The sequence below is a fragment of the Microbacterium sp. Root180 genome, from assembly GCF_001428485.1.
Lineage (GTDB): Bacteria > Actinomycetota > Actinomycetes > Actinomycetales > Microbacteriaceae > Microbacterium.
Genome location: NZ_LMHS01000003.1, coordinates 405,643 through 427,049 on the forward strand (window position 1 = coordinate 405,643; position 21,407 = coordinate 427,049).

At 71.2% G+C, this 21,407-nt stretch carries 18 protein-coding genes; 7 read left to right on the plus strand and 11 right to left on the minus strand.

Annotation, left to right across the window (positions count from 1 at the left end):
• Positions 1 to 3 precede the first annotated feature (3 nt).
• From ASD93_RS09340 to ASD93_RS09365, 6 genes are all read right to left on the minus strand, one after another.
• Complete coding sequence (locus tag ASD93_RS09340) at positions 4 to 1,479, minus strand: LCP family protein (RefSeq protein WP_056121623.1); 1,476 nt, start codon at positions 1,477 to 1,479, stop codon at positions 4 to 6.
• Positions 1,476 to 1,943, minus strand: coding sequence for a 5-(carboxyamino)imidazole ribonucleotide mutase (purE, locus tag ASD93_RS09345; RefSeq protein ID WP_056121625.1), 468 nt, complete (start codon positions 1,941 to 1,943; stop codon positions 1,476 to 1,478). The genes ASD93_RS09340 and purE overlap by 4 nt, the downstream gene beginning before the upstream one ends.
• A gap of 127 nt (positions 1,944 to 2,070) precedes the next feature.
• Positions 2,071 to 3,207 (minus strand): 5-(carboxyamino)imidazole ribonucleotide synthase, encoded by a 1,137-nt coding sequence (locus ASD93_RS09350; protein ID WP_056121627.1) that lies wholly within the window; start codon positions 3,205 to 3,207, stop codon positions 2,071 to 2,073.
• Positions 3,208 to 3,264: 57 nt separating this feature from the next.
• Positions 3,265 to 3,834 carry a PH domain-containing protein gene (locus ASD93_RS09355; protein ID WP_056121629.1) on the minus strand — a complete coding sequence of 190 codons (570 nt, stop codon included), beginning with the start codon at positions 3,832 to 3,834 and terminating at the stop codon, positions 3,265 to 3,267.
• Positions 3,835 to 3,899: 65 nt separating this feature from the next.
• Complete coding sequence (locus ASD93_RS09360; protein ID WP_056121631.1) at positions 3,900 to 4,697, minus strand: biotin--[acetyl-CoA-carboxylase] ligase; 798 nt, start codon at positions 4,695 to 4,697, stop codon at positions 3,900 to 3,902.
• A 21-nt stretch (positions 4,698 to 4,718) separates the two neighbouring features.
• Positions 4,719 to 6,854, minus strand: coding sequence for a cell wall-binding repeat-containing protein (locus ASD93_RS09365; protein WP_056121633.1), 2,136 nt, complete (start codon positions 6,852 to 6,854; stop codon positions 4,719 to 4,721).
• 205 nt (positions 6,855 to 7,059) lie between these two features.
• Between ASD93_RS09365 and ASD93_RS09370 the strand changes: the two genes are divergently transcribed.
• On the plus strand, positions 7,060 to 8,649 hold the full coding sequence (locus tag ASD93_RS09370) for an acyl-CoA carboxylase subunit beta (RefSeq protein ID WP_056124290.1): 1,590 nt from the start codon (positions 7,060 to 7,062) through the stop codon (positions 8,647 to 8,649).
• Positions 8,646 to 8,873 (plus strand): acyl-CoA carboxylase subunit epsilon, encoded by a 228-nt coding sequence (locus ASD93_RS09375; protein WP_056121635.1) that lies wholly within the window; start codon positions 8,646 to 8,648, stop codon positions 8,871 to 8,873. Before ASD93_RS09370 ends, ASD93_RS09375 begins: the two co-directional genes overlap by 4 nt.
• Before the next feature lie 433 nt (positions 8,874 to 9,306).
• On the opposite strand, the gene ASD93_RS09380 is transcribed toward ASD93_RS09375, so the two are convergent.
• Genes ASD93_RS09380 through ASD93_RS09395 form a run of 4 tightly spaced genes read right to left on the minus strand, consistent with a single transcriptional unit; the run spans position 9,307 to position 13,608 of the window.
• On the minus strand, positions 9,307 to 10,362 hold the full coding sequence (locus tag ASD93_RS09380) for a hypothetical protein (protein ID WP_056124293.1): 1,056 nt from the start codon (positions 10,360 to 10,362) through the stop codon (positions 9,307 to 9,309).
• Positions 10,359 to 11,609: a sensor histidine kinase gene (locus ASD93_RS09385; protein ID WP_200950657.1), complete on the minus strand. Its 1,251-nt coding sequence runs from the start codon at positions 11,607 to 11,609 to the stop codon at positions 10,359 to 10,361. The genes ASD93_RS09380 and ASD93_RS09385 overlap by 4 nt, the downstream gene beginning before the upstream one ends.
• Positions 11,599 to 12,276: a response regulator transcription factor gene (locus ASD93_RS09390; protein WP_056121637.1), complete on the minus strand. Its 678-nt coding sequence runs from the start codon at positions 12,274 to 12,276 to the stop codon at positions 11,599 to 11,601. The genes ASD93_RS09385 and ASD93_RS09390 overlap by 11 nt, the downstream gene beginning before the upstream one ends.
• A 9-nt stretch (positions 12,277 to 12,285) precedes the next feature.
• Complete coding sequence (locus tag ASD93_RS09395; protein ID WP_235566924.1) at positions 12,286 to 13,608, minus strand: class I SAM-dependent RNA methyltransferase; 1,323 nt, start codon at positions 13,606 to 13,608, stop codon at positions 12,286 to 12,288.
• A gap of 23 nt (positions 13,609 to 13,631) precedes the next feature.
• Here ASD93_RS09395 and ASD93_RS09400 point away from each other — a divergent pair, with 23 nt between their 5' ends.
• The 3 genes from ASD93_RS09400 (at position 13,632) to ASD93_RS09410 (ending at position 17,071) form a co-directional block, all read left to right on the plus strand.
• A complete protein-coding gene (locus tag ASD93_RS09400) occupies positions 13,632 to 14,333 on the plus strand; it encodes a Maf family protein (protein ID WP_056121638.1) in 702 nt (233 codons plus the stop codon).
• 78 nt (positions 14,334 to 14,411) lie between these two features.
• Positions 14,412 to 16,178, plus strand: a complete 1,767-nt coding sequence (locus ASD93_RS09405) for an acetyl/propionyl/methylcrotonyl-CoA carboxylase subunit alpha (protein WP_056121640.1) — start codon at positions 14,412 to 14,414, stop codon at positions 16,176 to 16,178.
• A 56-nt stretch (positions 16,179 to 16,234) separates the two neighbouring features.
• A complete protein-coding gene (locus ASD93_RS09410) occupies positions 16,235 to 17,071 on the plus strand; it encodes a hypothetical protein (protein WP_056121642.1) in 837 nt (278 codons plus the stop codon).
• Between the two features lie 243 nt (positions 17,072 to 17,314).
• On the opposite strand, the gene ASD93_RS09415 is transcribed toward ASD93_RS09410, so the two are convergent.
• Entirely contained in the window at positions 17,315 to 18,772 is a 1,458-nt protein-coding gene (locus ASD93_RS09415; RefSeq protein ID WP_056121647.1) for an NAD(P)H-quinone dehydrogenase, read from the minus strand.
• An 82-nt stretch (positions 18,773 to 18,854) separates the two neighbouring features.
• Here ASD93_RS09415 and ASD93_RS09420 point away from each other — a divergent pair, with 82 nt between their 5' ends.
• Both ASD93_RS09420 and ASD93_RS09425 read left to right on the plus strand, forming a co-directional pair.
• A complete protein-coding gene (locus ASD93_RS09420) occupies positions 18,855 to 19,688 on the plus strand; it encodes a purine-nucleoside phosphorylase (RefSeq protein ID WP_056121649.1) in 834 nt (277 codons plus the stop codon).
• Entirely contained in the window at positions 19,685 to 21,391 is a 1,707-nt protein-coding gene (locus ASD93_RS09425; protein ID WP_056121650.1) for a phospho-sugar mutase, read from the plus strand. The genes ASD93_RS09420 and ASD93_RS09425 overlap by 4 nt, the downstream gene beginning before the upstream one ends.
• Positions 21,392 to 21,407: the final 16 nt, after the last annotated feature.

The following is a 21,407-nucleotide window of genomic DNA, read 5'->3' on the forward strand; positions in this document are numbered from 1 at the left end:
CGCTCAGCCCTCCGGAGTCGGGGTGGGCGTGGGCGGGTGCAGGGTCGTGCGGACGAGCTCGGCGATGTACGCGTAGTCGGGCTCGTACTCGTCGATGCCGCCCTCGGGCGTCAGCTCGATGGTCGTGACGGGCAGCTCCTTCGCCTTGAGCGCCAGATCGGCGAGGGTCGGCAGAAGCGATTGCGGCAGGTCGGTCTCGACGATGTCGGCTCCGGCGGCCGCGACGTCCTGGAAGCGGGTCAGCACGGTCTGCGGCGTGAACTGCGCCAGGATGGCCTGCTGCAGGATGCGCTGACGCTCCATGCGGTCGAAGTCCGAGGTGGTGTAGCGCGAGCGGGCGTACCACTGCGCGGTGTCGCCGCTCATGTGCTGCTCGCCCGCCTCGATCCAGCCGATCGCCCACTCCTCGGCCGGCTGCCCTTCGTACGCGGGACCGCCGCCCTTCGGCAGGCGCTCGGCGACCGTGATGTCGACGCCGCCCAGCGCGTCAATGAGCGAGGCGAAGCCGTGCATGTCGACGAAGACGTAGTAGGGGATCTCGATGCCGAGGATGCCCTCGGCTGCATCCTTCGTCGCCTCGATGGCCGGAGCGGACGAGTTGGCGGTCGCGTCGGGATAGAGCGTGTCACCGTCCTGGCACACCTCCACCTCGGTGCGCAGCTGGTTGATGCCGCTTCCCCACCCGCACGACGCGTCAGCGTGACCTTCGTGGCCGTTCGGGTAGCGGTCCTGCATCGGACCTTCGGCGAACGGAAAGTGGGGCATGTCGCGGGGGATGCCGGTGATCGTGGTCGCGCCCGTCTCGGCGTTGACCGAGACCACCGAGATGCTGTCGAATCGCATCGAGTCGCGTCCCTCGCCGCTGTCGGCACCCAGCAGGAGGATGTTGTAGTACCCGTCCGACGGCGGCACAGCCGGACCCGTCGCTTCGAAGATCGATCCGAGGGTCTCCCTGGCCGTGCCGACGGCGCTCGATGCATAGGCCGCGGATCCGCTCGCCATGAAGAGGAGGGCGACTGCGACGGCGGCGATGCCGAATCGCGCGCCGGTGCCGGTCCTGACCAGCCGAACGAGACGCAGCGTGTCGATCGTGAGCACGACCCAGAGGATCGCGTACGCGAGCAGGACCCCCTGGATGAGGAGGAGCGGGAGCGGCCGGAGCAGCCCGAGCCACGACGGCAGCCACGCGCCGGTGACGACGCTCAGTCCCGCGGTGGGGGCGAGCAGAGCGAAGAGGAGCGTGAGCACGACGCACACCCACAGGACGATGGTCGAGGCGAGGCCGACCTTGCCCAGGCGGCGATTCCCCGCGACCGCCTGCGCCGATCCGGGCACGAGGAAATTGAGTGCGACGAGCCACCAGCCGCGGCGCGTCATCATCGCGCGGGACGAGGAATCCGGATGCCGCAGCGGACGCTCCTCGACGACACGGCCCCCTCGCGGAGCCGCGGTGATCCGGGGCGGGCTGGCGACGGTCACAGGGAGTCCTTGAGCCGCCGGTTCTTCTCCTCGACCTGCGACTCGAGGTCGCGCGCGTAGGCCTCGATCCGCTCGGCCAGCGCGGGGTCCGACGTGCCCAGGATGCGGGCGGCGAGCAGTCCGGCGTTCTTCGCGCCGTTGATCGACACGGTCGCGACCGGTATGCCGGCGGGCATCTGCACGATGCTGAGCAGCGAGTCCAGTCCGTCGAGCGTGGAGAGCTGAACGGGGACGCCGATCACCGGGAGAGCGGTGACCGAGGCCAGCATGCCGGGCAGGTGGGCGGCGCCGCCCGCGCCCGCGATAACGGTGCGGAGGCCGCGGCCACGCGCCTCGCGCCCGTAGCGCATCAGCTTGTCGGGCGTGCGATGCGCCGAGACGACCTCGACCTCGTGGGGGATGCCGAAGTCGCTGAGGACCTGCGAGGCGTCGCTCATGACCCGCCAGTCCGAGTCGGAGCCCATCACGACACCGACCAGAGGCGCGTCAGAGGAATGCAGTGGCCGGGTCACTCGACCAGGCTAGGGCGCGAGCCTGGAAGATCCCCGCAACGGCGCGGCCCGGCATCCGATTTCCGCGTCGCCGGCGGTGTCAGTCCAGGAAGACGGATGCCGCCGCCCTGGCGCGATACGCGACGTCGTCCAGGTCGTCCCCCGCCACCGTGACGTGACCGACCTTGCGGCCGGGACGGGGCGCCTTGCCGTAGGTATGCACCTTCGCGTCGGGGTGCTCGGCCATCGCCGCCGCGAAACGCGCGTCCAGTCCGCCCTCCGCGGGGCCGCCGAGGATGTTGATCATGACCGACCACGGCTCGCGTGAGGCGGCATCACCCAGCGGCAGGTCCAGGACGGCGCGCAGGTGCTGCTCGAACTGGCTCGTGACGGCGCCGTCCTGCGTCCAGTGGCCGCTGTTGTGCGGGCGCATGGCCAGCTCGTTCACCAGGAGCCGCTCGTCCGTCGTCTCGAAGAGCTCGACCGCCAGCATCCCGGTCACCTCGAGCCCCTGGGCGATCGCGACGCCGATCTCCGCGGCGACCTCGCGCAGCCGGTCGCCCGCGTGCGGCGCGGGCGCGATCACCTCGGCGCAGACGCCACCGCGCTGCACCGTCTCCACGACGGGATAGACGGCGACGTCGCCGGAGGGTCGGCGCGCCACCTGCTGTGCGAGTTCGCGCGAGAAGTCGACGAGCTCCTCGACGAGGAGCGCACCGCCGCGGGCGTCTTCCGCGAGCGTCGCGAACCAGTCGTCGGCCTCGGTGGCCGCGCTCACGACGCGGACGCCTTTCCCGTCGTACCCGCCGCGAGGCGTCTTCACGACAGCGCGGCCGCCGTGGTCGTCGAGGAAGGCCTGCAGCTCCTCGGCCGTGGTGACGGCCGCCCAGTCGGGCTGCGGCATTCCGAGCTCCGCAAGGCGGGCCCGCATCACGAGCTTGTCCTGGGCGAAGCGGAGCGCATCCGGCCCCGGATGCACCCGCACACCGGCCTGCACGAGCACCGAGAGGACGTCCTGCGGCACGTGCTCATGGTCGAACGTCACGACGTCCACCTCGCGGGCGAAGGCGAGCACCGTATCGGCGTCGCGGTAGTCCCCGACGGCGGATGCCGCGAGCGACGCGGCCATGCCCTCCTCCTCGGCCAGCACGCGGAGGTCGACTCCGAGCTCGACCGCGGGGGCGATCATCATGCGGGCGAGCTGCCCGCCTCCGACGACTCCGACTCGCAGCGCCATACCGTCACCTTTCTGCCGACAGTCCATCATCCCGCACGCGCGCGGGCGTGGTGGGCGTCAGGGGGTGCCGGGAAGGGGCGGAGGAGGCGGGAGCGGCGGCTGCGCATCGCGGTGGGCGAGGATCTGGTTGACCTCGACCTGGTCGACGAGCGCTTCGTGGACGAGTCCGACGCTGGGCACGTTCGCCAGCCGCAGGGGCGGATCGACGCCGTTCGACAGCGTCAGCGTGCCCGCGCCCCACATGCGCTGCAGGATGCCGCGGCGCGCCTGGATCGTGTACCCCCGCACGTGCGCGAGCTCGCGCCGCCGGGCGACCACGATGCCCGAGCGCTCGATGACGCGGCGGGTCGTGATCGTGTAGACGTGCGCCGACCAGGCGAGGAACGGCAGCACCACGAGGAGGAACACGACGACGGCGGCGGCCGTGAGCAGCATCCAGTTCTCGAACGGCGCCGGCAGGTTGCCGTACAGATACCCCGCCGCTCCCGCGACGATGATCAGGACGAGGGCCGACCAGGTGAGCCGCCTCGCGTGACCGCGGAAGCGGGCGACGCGCAGCTCGGGCGTCGGCGCCCCGGGGGCCGGGGCCATCGGGCGCCCGCCGCCGTAGCTCATCGGCTGCGTCATGCTCCCATTGTGCGGGTCACGGCGTCGCAGGCGATCGCGCACCGCCGTTGGGCGTCATCCGGTGCTCAGCGCACGTGGACGACGTCTCCGGCCGAGACGACACTCTCGTACTCGGACTGCTGCACGACCACGAGCCGACCGTCGTCGTCGATGCGCTGTGCGCGGCCCCGCAGCGTCTCGCCGTCCGGGAGCGTCACCGCGACGTCGCTGCCGATCGTCGAGCAGAGCGCCTCGATCTCGCCTCGCAGGCCGGCCGCCGATGCGCTGCCGCGGGCCGCGATGAGCGCGTCGAGCTGCTCGCCCAGGGCCGTGAGGTAGTCCGCGATCAGACGGTCCTCGTCGGCGACGAGTCCGAGGGCCTCGAACGAGGTGGCCGTCTCCACCGGCAGGTCGGCCGCCGTCATCCGCGTGTTCACGCCGGAGCCGATGACGACGGCATCCGGATGCTCCGGCACGACCTCCGCGAGGATGCCGCAGATCTTCGCGCCGTCGAGCAGGACGTCGTTGGGCCACTTGAGGCGAGCATCGTGGCCCGTTCCCTGCACCTGCGCGGCGATCGCCCGGGTCATCGCGGCACCCGCGATGAGCGGGATCCACCCCCGGGAGGCGATCGGGATGCCACCGACGCGCACGACGACGGACAGGGCGAGGGCGGTGCCCGGCGGCGTCGTCCAGGTACGGTCGAGCCGGCCCCGCCCGGCGCGCTGATCCGTCGTCAGCAGGAGGGAGAGGTGCGGCCACTCGTCCGGCGCGTCGATGACATGCGCGACGACGTCGGCATTGGTCGAATCGGTCGACTCGATCACCTGCACGCGTGGTGACACGGCGGCGGCCAGCGGGTATCCGTGCTCGGGAAGCGGCATGCTGTCAGGCTACGCGGGTCGTCAGCGGTTGCGCAGTCCGGTGTAGTACACCCAGAGCTTGCGCGTGCCGTACTGCACCAGGTACCAGTCGCGGATGGAGTCCAGCTGCTCGACGAGGGTGCCGGCGGGCACCGTCACGACCACCGGTCCGTTGGCGGAGCTCCGCAGGCCGACCGGCTTCGTGGTCTTCATCTGCTCGCGCGGATAGCTCGCAGCCGTGCCGAAGGGTCCGTGGAAATGCTCGTACACGGTTCGGGAGATTGCGCGGAACGCTTCCGCCGGGGGTCCGTCGTCGCCGATGATGGACAGCGCGTAGGTATAACGCATGCCGTACACGTTCGCGGTGTCGCCCTGCAGCAGCCCGGACGCGATCCACAGCGCACCGGGCTTGCTCACCTGCCGCGCGACCGGGGGGATTCCCGACGCGATCCGCGAGCGCCCGATCTGGATCCCCATGATCGAGAAGAGCGCGTCCACATACCGCTTCGACAGGATCGTTCCGCCCGACAGCTTGGTCATGAGGAGCGAGAGGTCGTTCGTCGTAGACCGGTTGCCCGCGTAGAGCACGCTTGTGCCCGGTGCCACCGAGCCGTAGTACGAGTTAGGGAAGCCCGCGTTGCGGATCATGGTGTTGAGCTGAGGGATGCCGATCCAGTGCGCGATGTCGGTGTGGCAGTAGTTGTCCGAGACATGGATCATGATTCGGATGCAGGTGCCCAGCGCCACACCCGACGGGAGTCGGGTGGAGGTCGTGGCGCGACCCTCCTCGATGCGCTTGTAGGCCGCCCACGCCGCGAAGATCTTTAGCATGCTGGCGGGCTCGCGACGAACACCGCCATCGATGTGCGTGACCTCGCCGATTCCGCCGATCTGGCGCACCGTCACGCTGTACGTGCCCGGGTACCGCGACATCGTGGAGCGGATCGCGGCGTTCAGGTTGGCCTGCAGCGTGGTGCGCACCGTGGCGCACGGGCTGTTGGACAGGACCGCGGCCTCGAGCCAGTAGACCCCGCCGACGCCCGTGATCGGCGCGCCGTCCGCGGACAGGTGTGCCGAGACATCGTCGGGCACGCATTTCTCGATCGCGTAATACAGCGGCTGCCGTGTCACCGCGGCGAGTGCGGTCGCCACGGCGACGTCGGGGTCCGTCGCGGGATTGGCAACGATGGCGCGGACGGGGCGGACGGGGCGGTCCTGCGCCATCAGCACCGACTGCGCATAGCGGTTCGCCGCGACGCGCCGCTCGACCGCGAAACCTGCGGATCGGAGCGCCGTCTCGTAGGCGGCCGAGACCGTCCCCACGCCACCGACGATGACCACGGTACTGGCGCCGACCGCGCGCAGGGCGGAGATCGTGGGGCCGTCGAGCGTCCCCGTCCCGTGCACCAGGAGGGCCGCCCGATCGGTGGCGGCGGCGGCGGAGGAGGCGAGCGGCGCGTCGATGAGGTTGGCCCCGCCCGAGACGTAGACGGTGGGGAAGGCGCCGCCACGGCCGGTGAGAGCGAGTCGCGAGGTCTCGTAGCGGTTCGCCCCGCCGAAGCGCCGGACGTCGGGCGTGACCGCCCGCAGCCGGGTGAGCACGGCGTCGGCCACCACGCCCGTCCCGCCGACCACGACGATCGACTGGGGAGCCAGCCTGGCGAGCTCGGTCAGGACGGCGGCAGGCACCGATCCGTGGTGCACATAGAGGAGCGGCGCGCCGAGCTGGGCCGCCATCGCCGCTGCCACGGTGCCATCCACCGGTGCGAGGCCGTTCGCGATGAGGACTGCCGTCGCGCCGGCAGGGAACGCCGCCTGGGAGGCGGCGATGCTCGTGGCGAAGCGGTCGATGCCCGCTACCCGGGCGGCGGTGGGAATCGTGGGGGCGACCGTGGAGGGGGCGACCATCGGGGCGATCACCCGGCCGTCCTCCTCCTCCGCGACGTCACGGGCCCGCTCGGACGCCTCGGGAGAGGGGACCGGAGGCGGCGCCGCCGGGTCCGTCTGCTCCGGCGCCGGCTCTGCGGAGGGGTCGGGCATCGGAGTCGCCGAGGCGGACGGAGTGGTGGCGGGCGTCGGGTCATTCGTTCCGGCCCGGGCGCCGGTGGGCGGCAGCAGGGAGATCACGAGTGCCAGCGGTACGGCCAGTGCTGTGGCAGGAAGCCACCGCGTCGTCATATCAAATTTCACACCAGTCACAGTGATCCCGACGATATCGGCCGCCAGAGGATCGTGGGGTGAGAAGGGCGTGAGACTTGCGCACGGCGGACAGGCGTCGCGCCGGGCGCGCACCGGCGAAGGTGAATCGGTCGACAGCGGATGCGCTCTCCCCTTGTGCAAACCCTCCAACCGCTGCGCGAAGCCCGCCGATAAGGTGGAAGCCGTGACCGAGCAGCCCGACCTTTCGACGACCGCCGGCAAGATCGCCGACCTCCGCACCCGCTTCCAGGAGGCCGTGCTCGATCCCGAGGCGACCGCCAAAGAGAAGCAGCACGCGAAAGGCAAGGGCACAGCCCGCGAGCGCATCGACCAGCTGCTCGACACCGGCAGCTTCGTCGAGCTCGACGAGTACGTGCGACACCGCACGACAGCATTCGGCATGGACCGGTCCCGTCCGTACGGCGACTCCGTCGTCACCGGGGTCGGCACGATCCACGGTCGCACGGTCGCTGTGTACTCCCAGGACTTCTCGACCTTCGGCGGATCGCTCGGCGAAGTCGCCGGCGAGAAGATCATCAAGGTCATGGAATTCGCGCTGCGCTCCGGCATCCCGATCGTCGGCATCCTCGACTCCGGCGGCGCCCGCATCCAGGAGGGCGTGGTCGCCCTCGGCAAGTACGGCGAGATCTTCCGCCTCAACACGCGTGCGTCCGGCGTGATCCCGCAGATCTCGATCATCATGGGCCCGGCCGCCGGCGGAGCGGTCTACTCCCCCGCCCTCACCGACTTCGTCGTCATGGTCGACAAGACGAGCCAGATGTTCGTCACAGGACCCGACGTCATCAAGACCGTGACCGGCGAGGACGTCGGCATGGAGGAGCTGGGCGGCGCGTACACGCACAACACCCGGTCAGGCGTCGCGCACTATCTCGCGGAGGACGAGGAGGACGCGATCGACTACGTGCGCTCGATGCTCGGCTTCCTTCCCGACAACAACATGGCGGAGCTCCCGGTCTACGAGACGGAGTTCGAGTTCGAGACGACGGATGCCGATCGCGCGCTCAACACGATCATCCCCGACTCCCCCAACCAGCCGTACGACATCCACCAGGTGATCCGCGGCATCGTGGACGCCGAGGACTTCCTCGAGGTGCAGCCGCTCTTCGCCCCCAACATCGTGATCGGATTCGGCCGCATCGAGGGCCGCTCGGTCGGCATCATCGCCAACCAGCCCTCACAGATGGCGGGCACACTCAACATCGAGGCCGGCGAGAAGGCCAGCCGGTTCGTCCGGTTCTGCGACGCGTTCTCGCTGCCGATCGTGACTCTCGTCGATGTGCCGGGTTACCTCCCCGGCACCGATCAGGAGTGGACGGGCGTGATCCGGCGCGGAGCGAAGCTCCTCTACGCCTACGCCGAGGCCACGGTGCCGCTGGTGACGGTCATCCTGCGCAAGGCCTACGGCGGCGCCTACATCGTGATGGGGTCCAAGCAGCTCGGCGCCGACGTCAACCTCGCGTGGCCGACTGCCGAGATCGCGGTGATGGGCGGCCAGGGCGCCGTCAACATCCTGTACCGCGGCGAGATCAAGAAGGCGGAGGAGGCGGGAGAGGATGTCGCGGCCGTCCGTACCCGTCTCGCGAACGAGTACACCTACAACGTCGCCTCCCCGTTCCTCGCCGCCGAGCGAGGCGAACTGGACGGCATCATCGAGCCGGCGGCGACGCGGGTGTCGATCGCGAAGGCGCTGCGCGCGCTGCGCGGCAAGCGCGCCAGCCTGCCGCCCAAGAAGCACGGGAACATCCCGCTGTGACTGCGGCAGCGGAGGGCGCCGAGGGCGTCCGGGTCGACGTCCTGCGCGGCTCGCCGAACGAGGAGGAGCTCGCGGCCCTCGTCGCCGTCGTCACCGAGGCGTATGCCGGCGAGGCGGCAGAGGCCGTCGCCCAGGAAGACGTGCGCACGGCATGGTCGCTCACGCAGCGGAACCTCCGCGAGCCTCTGCGCCGCGACCTGACGTGGGGCCGCTTCGCGGGCTGAGCCATCGGCTCAGCCCGCGAAGCCGGTTGTCGAGTGCCGCCGCAGGCGGTGTATCGAGACACGCGGGCTGAGCCATCGGCTCAGGCCGCGAAGCCGGTTGTCGAGTGCCGCCGCAGGCGGTGTATCGAGACACGCGGGCTGAGTCGCCGGTGCGTCGTTCATTGGATTCGCACATGTCCCCCGAAATACCTACAGACGCACCTGTCGCGCCGCGGTGATACTTGAATCGCTGGAACGCTTCTGCGTTCGGCTGACTCGCTCTCCCGCTCTGCGGCAGATCCGGGTTCGGCCACGCGGGCTGTTTTCGGGTAACAGTCCGCCAGGCGAGGGGCGGGCGGCTTCGCCGCCCCTCGCCTTCCTCGTTCACCGCTCCCTGTATCGGTTCCCCTCCCCCACCGACACGGGGAGCGTTCTTGTGGGGTTGGCGTCCGGTTCAGGCCGCGCCGGGGTGGGGGATCTCGCGCCAGAGGTCGACGCCGTCCTCCTCGGACGGCCCGCCGACGGACGGCGAACGGCCCACCACGGTGACCGCGATCCGCGCGTCGGGCGAGGTGCGGATGTAGAGGCGGTCCGAACTGGCGGATCTCAGCGCCTCCGTCAGCTGCGCGCGGATGATCGACAGCGTCCTCTCGTCGAGCCCTTCGAGACCGCCTTCGTCGAGCACGGTGACGTTCGCGCCGCGACGGCGCGCGCGCTCCAGCTCCGTGCGCACATCGTCGTCGAGCAGGCGCGGGCCCCGCATCTCGTCGCGGAGGCGCCCTTCTGCGAGGCGGGCCTCGAGCCGGTCATCCTCGGTGAGACGGCCACCGGTGGCGACGGTGCGGGTGAGCACAGGACCGGCGACGGCGAGGGCCTCCTGCACCTGAACGCGGCGCTCACGCTGGCGCATCGCCTGCGATGCCTGCCATGCGGATGCCGCGCGCTGCAGCTGCGCAAGGCGGCCGGTGTCGCGCGCGGCGCGATCGAGTGAGAGCACGAGCAGCTGCGCGCACGTCACCCACACGATCGAGCCGACGAGCCCGAGGGCGAGCGCCGAGGCCCAGCCCATCCAGACCATCGACGCCACCGCCAGCATCGCGATGCCGATCCAGGCCGTCCACGGACGGCGACGGACCATCACGATCGTCATGAGGGCGCCGATGCCGCCGAGGTACCAGGTGGCGAACGGGGCGGTGCGGGAGGACTCGCCGACGGCGAGGGAGATCGCGGTGGGGACGATGGCCGCGCTCGCGAGGGCGAGCATCTGCGCGGGGACCGGCAGGCGGTGCTGGGGGCGCTTGAGGGATGCCTCGGGACCGCCCTCTTCGGCGGACTCGTGCCGCGGCGGCTCCCAGAAGATGCAGATCCACGTCGTGGCGAGGTACAGGCCGAGAGCGGCGACCACGACGAGCGGGAAGGGGACCGGCTCCGTCCACCACAGTCCGCGAGCCGCCATATAGGCGGTGAAGGCGACGCCGAGGGCGACGAGGACGTTCTTGACACTGGTCATGCGGCGCCCTCCCGCCATTCCAGTCGCACGATGGTGCCGTGGTGTCCCGAGTCGATCTGGGCGATTCCGCCGACCGCCGCCACGCGGGCGAAGATGGAGGCGCGGATGCCGAGCCTGTCGTCCGGCACGCCGGCGAGGTCGAAGCCCTCGCCGGCGTCGCGCACCTCGATCGCGATGCGCCCGTCACCGCCGGTGACCGACACGCCGAGTCCGATGCCGCCCGCGTGCTGGAGCGCGTTGGCGATGGCCTGCGTCGCCGCCAGGGTGAGGGAACGGGCCACGCGCCCCGGGACGGCGGGGCTGTCGTGGCCGACACTGCGCACGACGTCGATCGCCGTGCCGACCTCGCGCGCACCCGCGGCGATGTCGTCCGCGACCGCGTCGACCTCGCGCGGCTCGTCGGGGCCCTCGTGCGCGTCCTGCTCGGTGTTGGCCAGTCGGGTCAGTGCCTCGCGCGCCATCGCGGCCGCGAGCGTCTGGGCGCGAGGGGTGTCGGCGCGCTCCGCTGCGATGAGGGCCGCCAGCACGCTGTCGTGCATGAGGGCCGCCACCGCGACGCGCTCCTGCTCGGCAGCATCCGCCGCCGCCGCCGTGGCGTACGACGCGACCGCGCGCGCCCGCGTCTCGTCGACGTTCGCCGCCACCGAGCGGAACATCCAGCCCAGCGTGAGGATCACGCCGCCCAGGATGAGGGCGAACGAGACGTCCAGGCCCAGCGGCGGGAGGAAGACCCCGGCCGCATCTCCGGCCTGGATGAGCCGCACGAACCCGAACAGCAGCGGGCACAGGATCGTCCAGGCGATCTGCACGGGGAGCGGGAAGGCCAGCACGGCGGCCAGCGTCGCGATGTTGACGAGGAACCAGATCCAGGGCTGACTGGTCGGATCGGGGTGCGAGCCTGCGGACGCCACAGGCCATGCGATGAGCGCGAGCACGTACGCGAACGCGAAGACGCCCGCGCACACGCGCACACCGCGTCCGACGAAGCACGCCAGGATCATGACGGCGAGCGGTACGAAGACGAACAGCATGAGCGGGAAGTGCCAGCCCTCGCGCTCCTCGCCAGGCCCGAGGGCCGTCAGAAACGCCTGCGCACCGAGTACGAGGGAGCCGAACCCCGCGACGATCGAGATGATCCGCTCGACTCGCGTGCGCGTGAACGAGCCGATGCCGGCGGTAGCCTCGCGCGAGCGCGGGATCTGGCCCCACGCACTGTCGAGGAGCGAGACGGGTGCCTCAGCCGTCACCGGCACCGCCTCCCGGCTCCGCCGCCGATTCGGCGAGGATCCCGTCCTCCATCGCGCGGCGCAGGAGATCGACCTTCGTCGGCGCCGGGCGTCCGACCTCGACGTACTTCACGCGCACCCGGGTGATGTTCTCCTTCGCCGTGGAGTAGGCCACACCCAGACGGTCGGCGACGACCTTGAGCGGCAGACCCGCGGCGTACAGGCGCAGCACTTCGCGCTCGCGTGCGGACAGCTGGGCGTCGGCGAACTCGCGGTCGCCCTCGACGGCGCTGGCCCATTCGACGTTGTTCAGCGGCTCGCCCCGCGCGACCGTCGTCACGGCGGCGATGACGTCGTCGATCCGCGACGACTTGCTCACCACGCCGGCGGCCCCCGCGGCGAGCGCCTCGCGCACGGCTGCGGGGCGGTCGGCGACGCTGTGGATGATGACGCTGGAGCCGTCGAGCACGAGCCGTCGCACGTTCTCGGTGACGGTCGTGCCGTCGCCGAGGGTGAGATCGAGCACGACCACGTCGGCGGGAGGCGAGCCCGTCCTGGCACGCCAGGTGAGGTATGCCGTGACGGAGCTTCCCGAGAACACGACGTCCTTCTCGCCCGCGCGCGCGCATGCGGCCTCGAGACCGAGCCGGACGGACTCGTGGTCGTCGATGAGGGCTACCCGCGTCATGCCGCCAGCCTAGCCCTGGGCACCCGTCGGAGTGAGGGTCGCCACGGCTTCGACGTGGTGCGAGTTCGGAAACAGATCCAGCGCCGTCAGGTGGGACGGCTCGTAGCCCGCGGCGCGGAAGGTGGCGATGTCGCGGGCCAGCGCCACCGGATCGCACGCGACGTAGACGACGGTGGCCGGTGCGAGCGCGGCGATCGACTCGACGACCTCGCGTCCGGCGCCCGCCCGCGGCGGATCCAGGAGCACGGCTCCTCGTGCGAGGCGCTCGCGATCGATGGCGGATGCCTCGGCTGCAAGCTTCGCGAGCCAGCGATCGACCCGACCGGTCTCGGCGCGGGCGCCGACCCACTCGGCGAGGTTCTCGCCGGCGTGCACGGTGGCGCGGGGATCGGACTCCACCGTGGTGACCCGCGTGGCCGGCCCGCCCTGGTCGGCGATCGTGGCCGCGAAGAGTCCAACCCCGCCGTAGAGATCGAGGTGCCACGCGTCGGGATCGATCCCGCCCACCCCGCGCAGCGCGGCGGCGACGGTGTCGTGGAGGGTGGATGCCGCCAGCCGGTGGACCTGCCAGAATCCGCCTGCGTCGACCTGGAACCGGCGATCGCCCACCTGCTCGACGATGACCTCGGGTTCCGCGGCCGGTGCGCGGCGCGGGGACCGCCCACGGCCTCTTCCACGCGCCTCCACCGGACGGGGAAGCACCCGCACACGCCCGTCCGCGGGCTGGACGAGGTCGATTCTCCCGGGATCCCCGCTGCGCAGCGCGAGGGCCGCGTTCTCCAGCGCAACGGTCGCGAGCGGCAGGGCGTCGACGTCGATGACGCGGTGGCTGCGCGCCGCGTACGGCCCGATACGGCCGTCCGCATCCACGTGGAGGCTCACGCGCGTGCGCCAGCCCGTTCCATCGGAGGTCTCGGGGGACGCGGCATCCGTCGCGCCAGCGGGGAGGAGCGCGACGTCGGGGTCGGAGAGTCCGCCGAAGCGTTGGAGCGCATCGGTCAGCACGTGGAGCTTGAGCTCGCGCTGGTGCGCCAGGTGGATGTGCCCGAAGTCGGCGCCGCCCGGCCGCAGCCCGGGTGCGACGTGGATGTCGGCCTGGCGCCACACGTGCGGTCGGCGGTGAGGCGAGGCCTCGCGCACCTCCAGCGCCTCCGCCCGCCAGAAGGAGGACTTTCGCGTGTCGGTGAGGCGGGCGACGACCCGCTCACCGGGAAGCACGTCCGGCACGAACACGACCCGCCCCTCGTGGCGAGCGACGAAGACGCCGCCGTGGGCGACATCGCCGATCTCGAGGTCGATGATCGGTCCGTCGTCCGCTGTCGTGTCCACCACGGGGAAGAGCCTACGGTGGTGCCATGCGCGTGTGTCTCGCCTCGACGTCCCCCGCCCGGCTGATGCTGCTGCAGCAGTTCGGCATCCGCCCGCTGACCGTGGCGCCCGACGTCGACGAAGAGGCGGTCGTCGCGGCGGTCGAGGCTGCGGAGGCCCGCACCCTTTCGCCGGACGAGCATGTGCTCCTGCTCGCGCGCCGGAAGGCGGCCGATGTGGCTGCCCGCCTCGCCGACGACGATCCGTCGTTCGACGGCGTCGTCATCGGCGGCGATTCGATGTTCGAGCTCGACGGCGAGGTGCTGGGCAAGCCCCACACCGCCGAGAACGCCGTCGCCCGGTGGCATGCGATGCGCGGACGCACCGGGGTGCTCCACTCCGGTCACGCGGTCGTGCGCATCGCGCCGGGGGCCGCCGCACGCGAGGTGCACGCCGTGGCCGAGGCATCCGTCACCTTCGCCGACGATGTGACCGATGCCGAGATCGACGCGTACGTCGCTTCCGGCGAGCCCCTGCACGTCGCCGGCGCGTTCACGGTGGACAGTCTCGGCGGGGCGTTCATCACCCGCGTGGAGGGCGACCCGTCCACCGTCGTGGGCATGTCGGTGTCGACGCTGCGCCGCCTGGTGCGCGACCTCGGCGTGGACTGGGCGCAGCTCTGGCACACGACCGATCCGTCGCTCCGGCCCGCCATCGACGACGGGTTCCCCGCCGACCGCGCGTTGTAGTAGGAGTCCCACGTTTCGGCCCCGTTCTTGTACGAACCACTCAAAACGGGGCGGCGACGCTTGGTTAGGCTGGCAACCATGCCCCAGATCGCCAAGGTTCTCGTTGCCAACCGCGGCGAGATCGCCGTCCGCGTCATCCGCGCCGCCCGCGACGCCGGAAAGGCGTCCGTCGCCGTCTACGCCGACCAGGACCGCGACGCGATGCACGCGCGCCTCGCAGACGAGGCGTACGCCCTCGACGGCTCGACGAGCGCCGACACCTACCTGTCCATCGACAAGATCCTCTCGATCGCCCGCCGCTCGGGTGCCGACGCCGTGCACCCCGGTTACGGCTTCCTCGCCGAGAACGCCGATTTCGCCCGCGCCGTGATCGGCGCCGGCATGGTCTGGATCGGCCCCTCGCCCGAGGCCATCGAATCCCTCGGCGACAAGGTCACCGCTCGCGCTGTGGCCGAGAAGGTCGGGGCGCCGCTCGCCCCGGGCACCCCCGGACCGGTCGCCGGCGCCGACGAGGTCATCGCGTTCGCCGAGCAGGTCGGCCTTCCGATCGCGATCAAGGCCGCCTACGGCGGCGGCGGACGCGGACTCAAGGTCGCCCGCACCATCGACGAGGTCCCCGAGCTCTTCGAATCCGCCACGCGCGAGGCGATCACCGCCTTCGGGCGCGGCGAGTGCTTCGTCGAGAAGTACCTCGACAAGCCGCGACACGTCGAGACGCAGTGCCTGGCGGATGCCGCAGGCAACGTCGTGGTCATCTCGACCCGCGACTGCTCACTGCAGCGCCGGCACCAGAAGCTGGTCGAAGAGGCACCGGCCCCCTTCCTCACGGACGAGCAGAACAAGACCCTGTACGAGGCGTCCAAGGCCATCCTCAAGGAGGTCGGCTACGTCGGTGCGGGCACCTGCGAATTCCTGATCGGCGCCGACGGGACGATCTCGTTCCTCGAGGTGAACACCCGCCTGCAGGTAGAGCACCCGGTCTCGGAGGAGATCACCGGCGTCGACCTCGTGCGCGAGCAGTTCCGCCTGGCCGAGGGCGAGGAGCTCGGGTACGACGACCCGGTCGCGGACGGCCACTCCATCGAGTTCCGGATCAACGGAGAGGATCCCGGACGCGGCTTCCTCCCCCAGCCCGGCCCGATCCACGTCTTCAAGACGTTCGGCGGTCCCGGCATCCGCCTCGACTCGGGCGTCACCGCCGGTGACAGCGTCTCGGGCGCGTTCGACTCGCTGCTGGCCAAGATCATCGTGACCGGCCGCGACCGCGCCGAGGCGCTCGAGCGCTCGCGGCGCGCTCTGGACGAGTTCGAGGTCGCCGGCATGCCGACGGTGCTGCCGTTCCACCGCAAGGTCGTGCGCGACCCCGCCTTCACGGCGGAGGACGGCCGGTTCGGTGTGTTCACGCGGTGGATCGAGACCGAGTTCGACAACGACATCCCCCCGTGGGATGGCGAGCTCGAGGCGCCCAAGCCGAGCGAGAACCGTCACACCGTGGTCGTCGAGGTCGCCGGCAAGCGCCTCGAGGTGAGCCTGCCCGATCGCGTGGTCGCCGCCCCGGGAGTCGCCGGCCGCCCCGTCGCCGTGCCGCCGTCGCGACGCTCGCACTCCCCCTCGGTGGTGTCGGGCGCATCCGGCGACGCAGTGAAGTCGCCGATGCAGGCGACGGTCGTGAAGATCGCCGTCGAGGAGGGCCAGCAGGTCGTCAAGGGCGACCTCGTGGTCGTGCTCGAGGCGATGAAGATGGAGCAGCCCATCCAGGCGCACAAGGACGGCGTCATCGGCGCGATCAACGCGAACCCCGGCACGACGGTGGCCGCTGGACACCAGCTGCTCACGATCTCCTGACACGCCGCACGCCCGCCCACGGCAGCGCCGAGGCATCCGCTCGCTAGGGTGGCGCCATGTCTCGCCGCCTCCCCCCGGCTGCGCTCGTCGCCGTCGCCCTCGCGCTCGCGCTCACAGGGTGCACCGCCCCCGCCTCCACCCTCGACGACGCCCGAGTCTGGGTCGATGAGGCGCAGCACGCCGACGTCGGCAGATCGGATGTCATCGGCAACGCGGTGATCCCCGCAGAGCCCGAGTCGGGGCGTGAGGACCCCGACGAGCCGTCGGGGATCTCTCTGGACTTCCCCGCACCGGGCGTCCACGTCGACGCCTTCGAGGTGAGCTGCTACGGCGGCGGCACCGCGTCGTTCGAGTTCGAGGTCTCGGCCGCGACGAGTTCGCACGCGGATGGGGCGGAGGTTCCCTGCGACGAAGAGCCCCACGAGATCGTGCCGAGCGGCGAGCGCGAGGGCATCACCATCGCGCGTGTGGACGTGACCGCCGATCCGGCGACCTTCGCCTACGTCGCGGTCATCGGAACAGAGCCCGCCGCGGCCGCCGATCCCTGGCAGGCGCACTTCACCGATCGCGCTGCGGAGCTCGACAGTGCCAGTGGCGTGTCCTGGGGCAGCTTCGGGCTCGAGGGGGAGGTGTCGCCGGTGGGATGGACGGATGCCTCTCGCCCGCCGGGCGACCACGTCGTGACCGTCGAATGCGCGGCCGCGTCTGCTTTCCCCGTCGACGTCGCCCTCAGCCAGGGCGAGGCGCTTCCCTACGAGGCCGACGCCCAGGAGCTGACCTGCCCGGGTGCGGCGACCTACCCGTTCACGACCGACGCCGACGGTCTCTCCGTCACCCTGGACAGCCGGGGCGAGCCCGGCGCCTACCTCGTCGCGATCGACGTCGCCCCCTGATCGCCTCCGCCTCGTCGCAGAGGGCGCCGTGCCCTCGTGCCGAAGCATCGGGACTCGCCGCGCTCCCGCATCCGCCGCCACCGCTTCCACAGGATGACCGCGGTTGTGCAGGAGACGGCACGCGGCATGGAGCATGCAGAACCCCGGTTGTCCTGTGGAACGACCGAATGAACGAACGAGTCACGCACGCGTGCGGGGAGGGGAGCGGATGCCGCGGCATCCGCTCCGCGGAAGGGTGAGGTGTCAGCCGCCGTAGATCTGGTGGTCCACGACGTGCATGGCACGGGCCGCATCGGTGATGCTGCCCGACAGCGACGGATACACCGCGAACACCCGCGAGACCTGGTCGACCGTCAGCCGTCGCTCGACCGCGATGGCGATCGGGTAGATCAGCTCGGACGCGCGCGGTCCGACGATGACGCCGCCGATGACGGTGCCGCTCCCCTGGCGCGCGATGAGCTTCACGAACCCGTCCTTGATGCCCATCATCTTCGCCCGCGGGTTGGCCGCGAGGGGCAGCTTGTGCACGACGCCGTTGATGGAGCCGTCCTCGATGTCCTTCTGCTGCCAGCCGATCGTCGCGATCTCGGGGGCGGTGAAGATGTTCGAGGTGATGCGGCGCCGCTCCAGCGGGATCACGACGTCGCCGAGCGCGTGGAAGATCGCGGTGCGCCCCTGCATGGACGCGACCGAGGCCAGCGGGACGAAGGTGGTGCAGTCGCCGGCGGCATAGATGTTGGGCACCGACGTGCGCGCGACGCGGTTGACCTGGATGTGGCCCGACTCGGTCATCTGCACGCCGGCCTGCTCGAGTCCGATGCCCGCCGTGTTCGGGATCGAGCCGACCGCCATCAGGCAGTGGCTTCCCTCGACCGTGCGGCCGTCGCTGAGGGTGGCGACCACGCGATCGCCGAGGTTCTCCACCTTGTCGGCGCGGGACTTCGAGAGCAGCGTCATGCCGCCGCGCTTGAACACCTTCTCGAGGACGGCCGCGGCATCCGTATCCTCCCCCGGCAGGACCTGATCGCGGCTCGAGATGAGCGTGACCTTCGCGCCGAGGTTCATGTAGGCGCCGGCGAACTCCGCACCGGTGACGCCCGAGCCGACCACGATGAGGTGCTCGGGGATGGCTTTCATGTCGTAAAGCTGGGTCCACGTCAGGATGCGCACGCCGTCGGGCTTGGCGCTGTCGAGCTCGCGCGGCGACGACCCCGTCGAGACGAGCAGGGTGTCGGCCTCGACGCGGTCGAAATCGGTGCCGCCGGGCCCGGTGGACACCACGACGGCGTTCTCTCCGTCGATGCGCCCGTGACCAGAGATGATGCGCACGCCTGCCTCGGCGAGAGATGCGCGCATGTCGTCGGACTGCTGCCGGGCCAGCGCGAGCAGACGCTTGTTGACCGCCGTGAGGTTGATCGCGATCTCGGGCTTGAGCGGCTTGCCGTCGCCTCCCTTCGCGAACAGCTGCACGCCGAGATCGCCTGCCCCGGCGATCGCGATGGCGGCGTCTGCGGTGGCGATCAGGGTCTTGGAGGGCACGACGTCGGTGATGACGGCGGAGCCGCCGATCCCGGCCCGTTCGACCACCGTCACCTCGGCTCCGAGCTGGGCGGCGGCCAGCGCCGCCTCGTAGCCGCCGGGTCCGCCGCCGATGATGGCGACGCTCTGGGTGCGCTCGAAGCTCAGAGACATGTGCCCCATTCTCCCCCGCCCAGCGCCTCCGCGACGACACCGCATCAGCTCGCGCTGGCCCTCACCCCCCGGCCTTCCTAGAGTGGTGGGCATGTCAGACACCACCGGCAACCCTCTCGACGACCCGGCGACCGATCCGTTCGAGGTCGCGTCCGCGGCCGCGGACGACATCGCGCGCCTCACCGGCGTCGATCACCACGACATCGCGCTCACGCTCGGCAGCGGCTGGGGGAAGGCGGCGGAGCTCATCGGCGAGACCACTGCGACCTTCCCTGCGACCGAGGTCACCGGCTTCTCCCAGCCCGCGCTCGAGGGCCACGTCGGCACGCTCCGCAGCGTGCTGACGCCGAAGGGACGACGCGTTCTCGTCATCGGCGCGCGCACGCACTACTACGAAGGGCACGGCGTGCGCCGGGTCGTGCACAGCGTGCGCACCGCGGCCGCCGCCGGCGTGCGCACGATGGTGCTGACCAACGGCGCCGGCGGCATCAAGCACACCTGGAAGCCCGGGACGCCGGTCCTGATCAGCGACCACATCAACCTCACCGGCGACTCACCCCTCGAGGGCGCGACCTTCATCGATCTCACCGACCTCTACTCGCTGCGGCTGCGCGACCTGGCTCGCACGATCGACCCGTCGCTCGACGAAGGCGTGTACTGCCAGTTCCGCGGTCCCCAGTACGAGACGCCCGCCGAAGTGCGGATGGCCAAGACGATCGGCGGCCACATCGTGGGCATGTCGACCGCGCTCGAGGCGATCGCCGCACGCCAGGCCGGCATGGAGATCCTGGGGTTCTCGCTCATCACCAACATGGCTGCCGGGATCCAGACGACCCCCCTCAGCCACCAGGAGGTGATCGACGCCGGTCGCGAGGCCGAGCCGGTCATCTCGTCGCTGCTGGCCCGCGTGATCGGCGCCCTGTGAGCGGCCGCGGGGACGCGGCATCCGTTCTCGACCGCGCACGGACGTGGCTCGCACAGGACCCCGACCCTGAGACGCGAGCAGAGTTGCGCGCGCTGATCGACGCCGCCGAGAGCGGCGACGCCGCGGCGTCGGCCGACCTCGGCGACAGATTCGCGGCGCGACTGGCCTTCGGGACCGCGGGGCTGCGCGGGGAACTCGGCGCCGGCAGCAACCGCATGAACCGCGTGCTGGTGGCGCAGGCGGCGGCAGGACTGGCGGCGTACGTCCTCGAGCGCGCAGATGCCGGGGCGGATGCTGCGGCCCCGACGGTCGTCGTGGGATACGACGGTCGCCGCAACTCGAAAGTCTTCGCACGGGACTCCGCCGAGATCTTCGCCGGCGCGGGCCTGCGCGCGATCCTGCTCCCCCGCCTGCTCCCGACGCCCGTGCTGGCCTTCGCGGTGCGACGGCTCGGCGCGGCGGCCGGCGTCATGGTCACGGCGAGCCACAACCCGCCGAACGACAACGGCTACAAGGTCTACCTCGGCGGCGCGGATGAAGGGTCGCAGATCGTCGCACCGGCCGACGCCGAGATCGCCGCGCACATCGAGCGCATCGCCGCGGCGGGTGACATCGCCTTGCTCCCGCGCTCGCTCGGGTACGAGGTCGCCGGCGAGTCGATCGTCGACGAGTACGTCGCGAAAACGGCCGACGTCGCACCCGCGCCCCCCGGCGCGGACGGCCTCACGTGGGTGTACACGGCCATGCACGGGGTCGGGTGGGAGACGTTCTCCCGCATCCTCGATGCCGCGGGCTACCCCGCTCCCGCACCGGTGACCGCGCAGCTCGAGCCCGACGGAGCGTTTCCGACCGTGTCGTTCCCCAACCCGGAGGAGCCGGGTGCGATGGACCTCGCTTTCGAGCGCGCACGGGAGACCGGTGCAGAGCTCATCATCGCGAACGACCCCGATGCGGACCGTCTGGCCGTCGCGGTCCCCGACGATGCCGCGGACGGCGGATGGCGCCGGCTCACGGGCAACCAGATCGGACTCCTCCTGGGCTGGCGCGCGGCACGTCGAGCGGCCGAGGCCGGACGGACCGAGGGCGCCTCCCTCGCCTGCTCGCTGGTGTCCTCCCCCGGACTGCAGACGGTCGCCGAGCACTATGGGCTCGACTTCCACTCGACGCTCACCGGCTTCAAGTGGATCTCGCGCGCCCCCGGCATCGTGTTCGGCTTCGAGGAGGCCCTCGGCTACCTCGTCAACCCGGAGACGGTGCGCGACAAGGATGGGATCTCCGCCGCCGTCGCGATGCTCGGCATGGTCTCGGAGGCCCGCGGCCGCGGCGCGACGATCGCGGACCTGCTGACCGAGTTCGACGAGACGTTCGGCGCGTTCGCGAGCGATCAGATCTCGGTGCGCGTCGACGATGTCTCCACGATCACGCGGATCATGGCGGCCCTGCGGGCGCAGCATCCGTCTGCCATCGGAGAGGTGGCGGTCGAGCGGATCGACGACCTGCTGGAGGGCGTGGACGACCTGCCGCCGGGGGACGTGCTGCGCATCTGGCTCGTCGACGGCTCGCGCGTGATCGTGCGTCCGAGCGGCACCGAGCCGAAGCTCAAGCTGTACCTCGACGTGCGGGGCGAATCGTCGGCCGATGCGGCGGAGCGGATCGCGCGACTCGGGGCGGGCGCTCAGGCCCTGTTGGACGAGATCGGCTGATCAGCCGCCGTTTTCA

Bases quoted from the DNA above. Each gene is read 5' to 3' on its own strand.
- purE (WP_056121625.1), bottom strand. From the start codon at position 1,943: ATGGGCTCCGACTCGGACTGGCGGGTCATGAGCGACGCCTCGCAGGTC.
- ASD93_RS09350 (WP_056121627.1), bottom strand. From the start codon at position 3,207: ATGGCGCTGCGAGTCGGAGTCGTCGGAGGCGGGCAGCTCGCCCGCATG.
- ASD93_RS09355 (WP_056121629.1), bottom strand. From the start codon at position 3,834: ATGACGCAGCCGATGAGCTACGGCGGCGGGCGCCCGATGGCCCCGGCC.
- ASD93_RS09360 (WP_056121631.1), bottom strand. From the start codon at position 4,697: ATGCCGCTTCCCGAGCACGGATACCCGCTGGCCGCCGCCGTGTCACCA.
- ASD93_RS09365 (WP_056121633.1), bottom strand. From the start codon at position 6,854: ATGACGACGCGGTGGCTTCCTGCCACAGCACTGGCCGTACCGCTGGCA.
- ASD93_RS09380 (WP_056124293.1), bottom strand. From the start codon at position 10,362: ATGACCAGTGTCAAGAACGTCCTCGTCGCCCTCGGCGTCGCCTTCACC.
- ASD93_RS09390 (WP_056121637.1), bottom strand. From the start codon at position 12,276: ATGACGCGGGTAGCCCTCATCGACGACCACGAGTCCGTCCGGCTCGGT.
- ASD93_RS09400 (WP_056121638.1), top strand. From the start codon at position 13,632: ATGCGCGTGTGTCTCGCCTCGACGTCCCCCGCCCGGCTGATGCTGCTG.
- ASD93_RS09405 (WP_056121640.1), top strand. From the start codon at position 14,412: ATGCCCCAGATCGCCAAGGTTCTCGTTGCCAACCGCGGCGAGATCGCC.
- ASD93_RS09410 (WP_056121642.1), top strand. From the start codon at position 16,235: ATGTCTCGCCGCCTCCCCCCGGCTGCGCTCGTCGCCGTCGCCCTCGCG.
- ASD93_RS09415 (WP_056121647.1), bottom strand. From the start codon at position 18,772: ATGGGGCACATGTCTCTGAGCTTCGAGCGCACCCAGAGCGTCGCCATC.
- ASD93_RS09420 (WP_056121649.1), top strand. From the start codon at position 18,855: ATGTCAGACACCACCGGCAACCCTCTCGACGACCCGGCGACCGATCCG.